The organism is uncultured Corynebacterium sp., assembly GCF_902782855.1.
Lineage (GTDB): Bacteria > Actinomycetota > Actinomycetes > Mycobacteriales > Mycobacteriaceae > Corynebacterium.
Genome location: NZ_CACZOO010000029.1, coordinates 1 through 6393 on the forward strand (window position 1 = coordinate 1; position 6393 = coordinate 6393).

The 6393-nt window shown below is 68.7% G+C and carries 3 protein-coding genes and 1 pseudogene; 1 reads left to right on the top strand and 3 read right to left on the bottom strand.

Going from position 1 to position 6393, the window contains the following annotated elements; translation table 11 throughout:
• From QZV72_RS01220 to leuA, 3 genes are all read right to left on the bottom strand, one after another.
• Window positions 1-1631, bottom strand: a 1631-nt coding sequence (locus tag QZV72_RS01220; protein ID WP_297004213.1) for a DNA polymerase III subunit epsilon, incomplete at its 3' end; no start/stop codon positions are given.
• 381 nt (window positions 1632-2012) lie between these two features.
• Complete coding sequence (locus QZV72_RS01225; protein ID WP_297004215.1) at window positions 2013-3467, bottom strand: aspartate ammonia-lyase; 1455 nt, start codon at window positions 3465-3467, stop codon at window positions 2013-2015.
• Window positions 3468-3736: 269 nt separating this feature from the next.
• Window positions 3737-5584 (bottom strand): 2-isopropylmalate synthase, encoded by a 1848-nt coding sequence (gene leuA, locus QZV72_RS01230; protein ID WP_297004217.1) that lies wholly within the window; start codon window positions 5582-5584, stop codon window positions 3737-3739.
• A 271-nt stretch (window positions 5585-5855) separates the two neighbouring features.
• Between leuA and QZV72_RS01235 the strand changes: the two are divergent.
• Window positions 5856-6393: pseudogene (locus QZV72_RS01235) on the top strand (hypothetical protein); the annotation flags it as partial.

The following is a 6393-nucleotide window of genomic DNA, read 5'->3' on the forward strand; positions in this document are numbered from 1 at the left end:
CCGCCCTGCCCGCCCTGCTTCTGCTTGCTGCCGGAGCCTCCGGAGCTGCCGGAGGAACGCCGCCTGTTGCGGTTGCGGGAACGGTTCCGGTCTCCCGTGGATCCGGCCCTGGATTCGGCCCTGGATCCGGCCCTGGATCCAACCGGGCCTCCTCCGGTGGACGCCGCCGGCCCCGTCGCCGCACCGTCATGCCCGGCGGTCTCACCATGCTGGCGGGGCTGCCGGATCGGGGTACGCCGGTTGGACTGCGGTGAGTCCTGCCGGCCGCTCTGCCTGCCGCCGCCCTGCCGGCCGCCCTGCCGGCCGCTCTGCCGGGTTCCCTGGTTCGCCCCCTGCCGGGACCCGTGTTTCCTTCGTGGACGTCCCTGCCCGCCACGTTGGGGTGCGGGGATCCGTGGCGTGGCGGGACGCGTCTCCGGCTCCCCGGTGGACGCGGTCCCCGGCTCCACGTCCTCCAGAGCGTGGAGGAACTCGGCGTCGGTGAACAGGGGGATGTTCTTGCGGTGGGCGTGCATCGCCTTGCCGCGAAGTTCATGGTTGGCGTTGCACACCACCAGGCTGGAGGTGCGGTTCAGTTTCTCACTGTAGACCAACCCGGCCCGCAGTCCGGCGGAGATGAGCTCGTCGGGGTCGGTCGCCACATCGGGGCTGACCACGAACTCCATGCCCTCGGTCACCCGGCGATCGTTGCCGGGGACACCGGGATTGGCGTAGGGGCGTGGTGTGGTGGTGGCGTCCACCCGGACGGTGGAACGCTGCAGTCCGAACCTGTCGGCGGTGAGGTCGGACGGGACAGCGGACTGGATGCTGCCGCGGCCGGCGTCCGTGAGATCCTCCTGCACCAGGTGTAACGGCAGAAGGATGCGGGCGTCGGCGAGGAGGAGTTCGTCGGCGCCGGTGTCCGCGCGTGCCTCGGAGGCGACGGCGCCGAGGTCGGGGAGGGTGTCGGCGGGGAGTTCCAGGCCCTCGGCATCACGGTAGTGGTCGGCGATGCTGCGCAGCCGCGGGTCGATCACCGGGACGGACTGACGGCGGGCGGTGGTCATCGTGTCCACGATGCGCTCCGGGACCGGCACGGCGATCTTGCGGGGACGCCGGGTGTTGCGTCGTCGGCCGCGGGCACTTCCCCGGGGGGCTGCGCGGTTCGCGGCGCGTTGGGCGCGACGGTACTCCTCGACAATGAAACCCCAGGTCAAGGACGATCCGTGGCAGATGACGGTCCGGCCGTTGAGTAGCGTGAACAGTAGCGGGGCGACGGTGGCGAAGCCGGGTGCCTGGCCCAGGTCCGCCTCGGTGTACCCGTGGAGGTGCCACGGGCCCGGGTCCTCTCCGGGGTTGATCTGCTGGACCACGCCGGTGAGCTCTACGGTGCCGTCCTCCCCGGTGCTGTCACCGGCGGTGGCGCCGCCGCTGCAGGCCGGACGGTTACCGGTGAACCTGACCGGCTGCCCCTCGGCATCGTGGAGGACGGCGGCGACGGCGACAAGGCGTGAGGTCGTGGGGTGGATACCGGACGTTGCGACGGTGAGGGCGATGAAGGGGGCGGCCTCGGCATCGGGGAGGTCACCGTGGAAGGTCTTGGGGACACGCGGCGACCGGGGGGCGGCGGGCGCCGAAGTGCCCGTGGACACTGCAGTACCCGACGTCGCGGGGTCGCCACCCGCGATCCCGGTGGCCGAGGTGGCCGTTGTCGCGTCCTGCCCCGCGTCCTGGTCTGCATTCTGGTCTGCATCCTGTGGGGAGCGCCCCACTCCCTGTGAGGGCGGTGCAGCGCGGCGGTGGACCTGGCGGCGACGCCGGCGCCGGGAACGGCCCGTCGCCGAACCCGGGGCCCCTGAACCCCCGGTGGTCCCTGAACCCGCAGTGGCTCCGGAACCCCCGGTGGTCCCGGAAAGCCCCGCGCTGTCGTTGTCCGGGCCCGTGGAAGTCATGGCGCCATCATACTGTTCGGCCTCCCCCGACGACGAAGCGCAGTGAACAAACACCGGCCGTGCCTCAGTCGCACGCTGGAACTAGGCGCCCGTGGTCAGACGTGCCGTGGACAGTGCGGTGCCGAGTTCGGCCCCGGTCATCATCCCCGACGCCCGGACGATGTCGACCACGCTGCGGCCGGACCGCTGAGATTCCCGGGCGACCGTGGTGGCCTGCCGGTATCCGATCCACGGGGACAGGGCCGTGGCGAGGGACGCGGAGGACCAGACATCCTCCCGCAGCTTCGCCACATGGGCCTCGTCGCAGGTGATCCCGTCGATGCAGCGCAGACGGAGTGTGTCCAGCGCCCGGGTGAAATGGTCGAGCCCCTGGAAGAGGACATGGGCGATCACCGGTTCAAAGGCGTTGAGCTGCAACTGGCCGTTGTCCGCGGCCATGGACACGGTCGTGTCGACGCCGACGATCTCGAAAGCGACCTGGTTGACGGCCTCTGGGATCACCGGATTCACCTTGCCCGGCATGATCGAGGACCCCGCCTGCACCGCGGGCAGCGTGAGGTCACCGATACCCGAACGGGGACCGCTGGAGAGCAGGCGGAGGTCATGGCAGACCTTCGAGGTGTGCAGTGCCGCCCTCTTCAGTGCCGCTGACAGATCGACGAACGCGGCGACGTCCGCAGTCGCCGCCACGAGATCGGGGGCCCGACGCAGCTTCAATCCGGTGAGATCGTTGAGCACGGCGACCATCTCGGCGGTGTACCCGGCGGGGGCGTTGAGTCCGGTGCCGACAGCTGTGCCACCGATGTTCAGTTCCCGCAGTCCGTCGGTGGCGCGGTCCAGTACACCGGCGTCGTCCTCCGCCATGGCGGCGAAGGCCGTCAACTCCCGGCCGAGAGTCATGGGCACCGCGTCCTGCAGCTGGGTCCTGCCCAGTTTGAGGATGTCGTCGAACTCCACCGCTTTCGCACGCCAGGACCGCGCGACCCGACGCAGTGCGGTGACGGTGCTGGCGGCATGCGCGAGCAGGGCGATCTTCAGCGCCGAGGGGTAGACGTCATTGGTGGACTGGGAACAGTTGACGTCATTGTGCGGGTCGACGGCATCGTAACGGCCCTTCTCCAGCCCGAGGTGCTCCAGGGCGATGTTGGCGATGACCTCGTTGGCGTTCATGTTCGTCGAGGTTCCCGCACCTCCCTGGATCATGCTCAACGGGAACAACTCGGGGAGCCGGTCAGCGAAGCGTCCGGAACGGATCCTGCGGCACGCGGCGATGATCGAGGTCTGGGCGGTGGCGTCGATCAGGGCGTGGCGGGCGTTGACGACCGCGGCGGCCTCCTTGAGGACGGCGAGGGCATCGACGAGCGCGGGGACGCCGCCGACGGTGGTCTCCGTGATGGGGAAGTTGGCCAGGGCGCGGGCGGTGTGGATGCCCCAGTATCGGTCTGCGGGGATGTCGACGGAGCCGAGGAGGTCGGTCTCGGTGCGGAGGGTGGGCGCCGCGGTGGCGGTTGCCGTGGCTGTTGCGGTGGTGTTCAAGTCGGTGTCCTGTCCGGGTTTCGAACTCAAAATCTACTGTAAAGAATCAACAATGAATCACAGTGAACACCGGTCGGTCGGGTACCGCCACCGCTGCGGCCACATTTAACCTGATCGCAGCATTCACCTGGCGCCGGGTGCAGAGTGCCGGGCGCCCGGCGAGTGGGGAACGGGAAGACGGAAAAGGAGGCACGGACCCCGCGTGGGGATCCGTGCCTCCTTGTGTGTGGCGCCGGCACCGCGTCAGTGCGGCTCGGCTCCGGGCCGACCTACACGCCGCCGGCCAGGACGGAGGCCTCGGTGGCGTAGGCCCGGTTGACCGCGGAGGTCATCGCCTTCAGTGAGGCGTAGGTGATGGAGCCGGCGATACCGACACCCCACACCTTCTGTCCGTTGACCTGGGCCAGGACATAGGCGGCGGCCTCGGCGTCATCACCGGCGGTGCGGGCGTGCTGGGTGTACTCCTGCACCTCGAAGTCGACACCGAGCGACTCCAGCGCCCGGGCGTAGGCGGCCAGCGGCCCGTTGCCGCGTCCCTGGATCGTCTTGTGCTCGCCGTTCCACTCGATCTCGGCGGTGACCTTGGTCTCCGAGCCCTCGGTCTGCGGACCGTCGACGGTCACCGAGATCTGCTCCAGCGGGGAGACACGGTCCAGGTACTCCCCGGAGAAGATGTCCCACATCGCCTTGGAGTTGATCTCGCCGCCTTCGGCATCGGTGAGGGCCTGGACGACGGCAGAGAACTCGACCTGCATCGGACGCGGCATGTCCAGACCGTGGTCGGTCTTCATGATGTACGCGACGCCGCCCTTGCCGGACTGCGAGTTCACCCGGATCACGGCCTCGTAGCTGCGGCCGATGTCCTTCGGGTCGATGGGCAGGTAGGGCACCTCCCAGATGACCTTCGCGAACTCCTCATCGGTGATCTCGTTGGCGTGGGCACCCGGGTGCGCCTCGTCGGCCATGTAGTCCATGCCCTTGTTGATGGCGTCCTGGTGGGACCCGGAGAACGCGGTGAAGACCAGGTCACCGCCGTACGGAGCGCGCTCGTGGACCGCCAGCTGGTTGCAGTACTCGACCGTGCGGCGGATCTCCTCGATGTCGGAGAAGTCGATCTGCGGATCCACACCCTGGGTGAACATGTTCAGGCCCAGGGTGACCAGGTCGACGTTGCCGGTGCGCTCACCGTTGCCGAACAGGCAGCCCTCGATACGGTCCGCGCCGGCCATGTAGCCCAGCTCGGCGGTGGCCACGCCGGTGCCGCGGTCGTTGTGCGGGTGCAGGGACAGCAGTACCGAGTCACGCCGTGAGATGTTGCGGTGCATCCACTCGATGGTGTCGGCGTAGACGTTCGGGGTGGTCATCTCCACCGTGGACGGCAGATTGATGATCATCGGGTTGTCCGGGGTCGGGTCCATGATCTCGATGACCGCGTCGCAGACCTCCTTGGCGTACCCGACCTCGGTGCCGGTGTAGGACTCCGGGGAGTACTCCCACCGCCAGTTGGTGTCCGGGTAGTCGACGGCGATTTCCTTGATCAGGTGCGCGGCATCCGTCGCCAGCTGCTTGACCGCCGGCCTGTCCTTCCGGAAGACGACCTTGCGCTGCAGGATCGAGGTCGAGTTGTAGAAGTGCACGATGACGTTCTTCGCGCCCTCGCAGGCCTCGAAGGTGCGACGGATCAGGTGCTCGCGCGCCTGGACCAGCACCTGGATGGTGACGTCGTCAGGGATCATGTTCTTCTCGATGATCTCGCGGACGAAGTCGAAGTCCGTCTGGGACGCCGAGGGGAAACCGACCTCGATCTCCTTGTAACCCATCTTCACCAGCAGTTCGAACATGCGGCGCTTACGCTCGGGGCTCATCGGGTCGATCAGGGCCTGGTTGCCGTCACGCAGGTCGACGGCGCACCACTGCGGTGCCTTGTCGATGACCTTGTCCGGCCAGGTGCGGTCCGGCAGCTGGAAACGCTCGACCTCGGTGAAATGCGGCTGGTAGCGGTGCACCGGCATCTGGGAGGGGCGCTGCCTGTTCCAGGCGGGCTGACCGGCCGGGATCTCACCGGCGGGCGTGTCGATCCGGGCGGGCGCGGAGATGAAGGAATCGGTGGGTGTCATGGTGTGCTCCTGTACAGGTACGACGCTGGCGGCGCGTCTGGTGTGGGGAAATATCTCGGCACCGACCGGCACGACTCACCTCCGCGACGGGGAGCCGGTCGGTATTACACCCTGACCCCGCCGCGGCAGAGAAGAAGAAGCTGACCGCGGAACGTGTTCACGCGGACGAGTGTAACCCACGATGGCCCACATGTGTGATCCGTCCCATAGTCTCCACCGCATCCGGGGGGAAGGCGGCCGTACGGCTGCACCCCCGCTAACGTCGTGGGGGATGTCCACACAGAGCGCCCGGCCCCGCGACCCCCACCGGTCACCCCCGCCCCACCGGCCACCTCCGACCCACCGGTTTCCGGTCGTTCCGGTGGTCGCCCTGGCCGTCACCGTCCTGGTCCAGGCGGCGCAGTTGCTGGTCATGCGGGCCCGCGGCGCACACCACGGCATGAGCCTCACCGAGGTGATGATGCAGTGGGACTCCCGGTGGATGACGCTGATCTCCCGTCACGGCTACTCCGGCTTCACCATGGGGAACGCCGGGACGCCCGATGGCGACCCTGTCGAATGGCAGTCCGTGGCGTTCTTCCCCGGCTACCCTGTGCTGGTCCGTGCCGTCGCGGCCCCGGTGCGTGCCCTGACAGGTGCCGACATCACCGTCGGTGCGGCGGTGGCGGTCTCCTCGGTGATGTGTGCCGTGATGGTCTGGGGTCTGGGCCGTCTCGCCGCGGACCACCTGTGGCCGGCCGCGGTCAGGAAAGGGCGTGGCGGAACGCCGTCCGGTGCGTCACCGGTATCCCCGTCACCGGCGTCCCCGG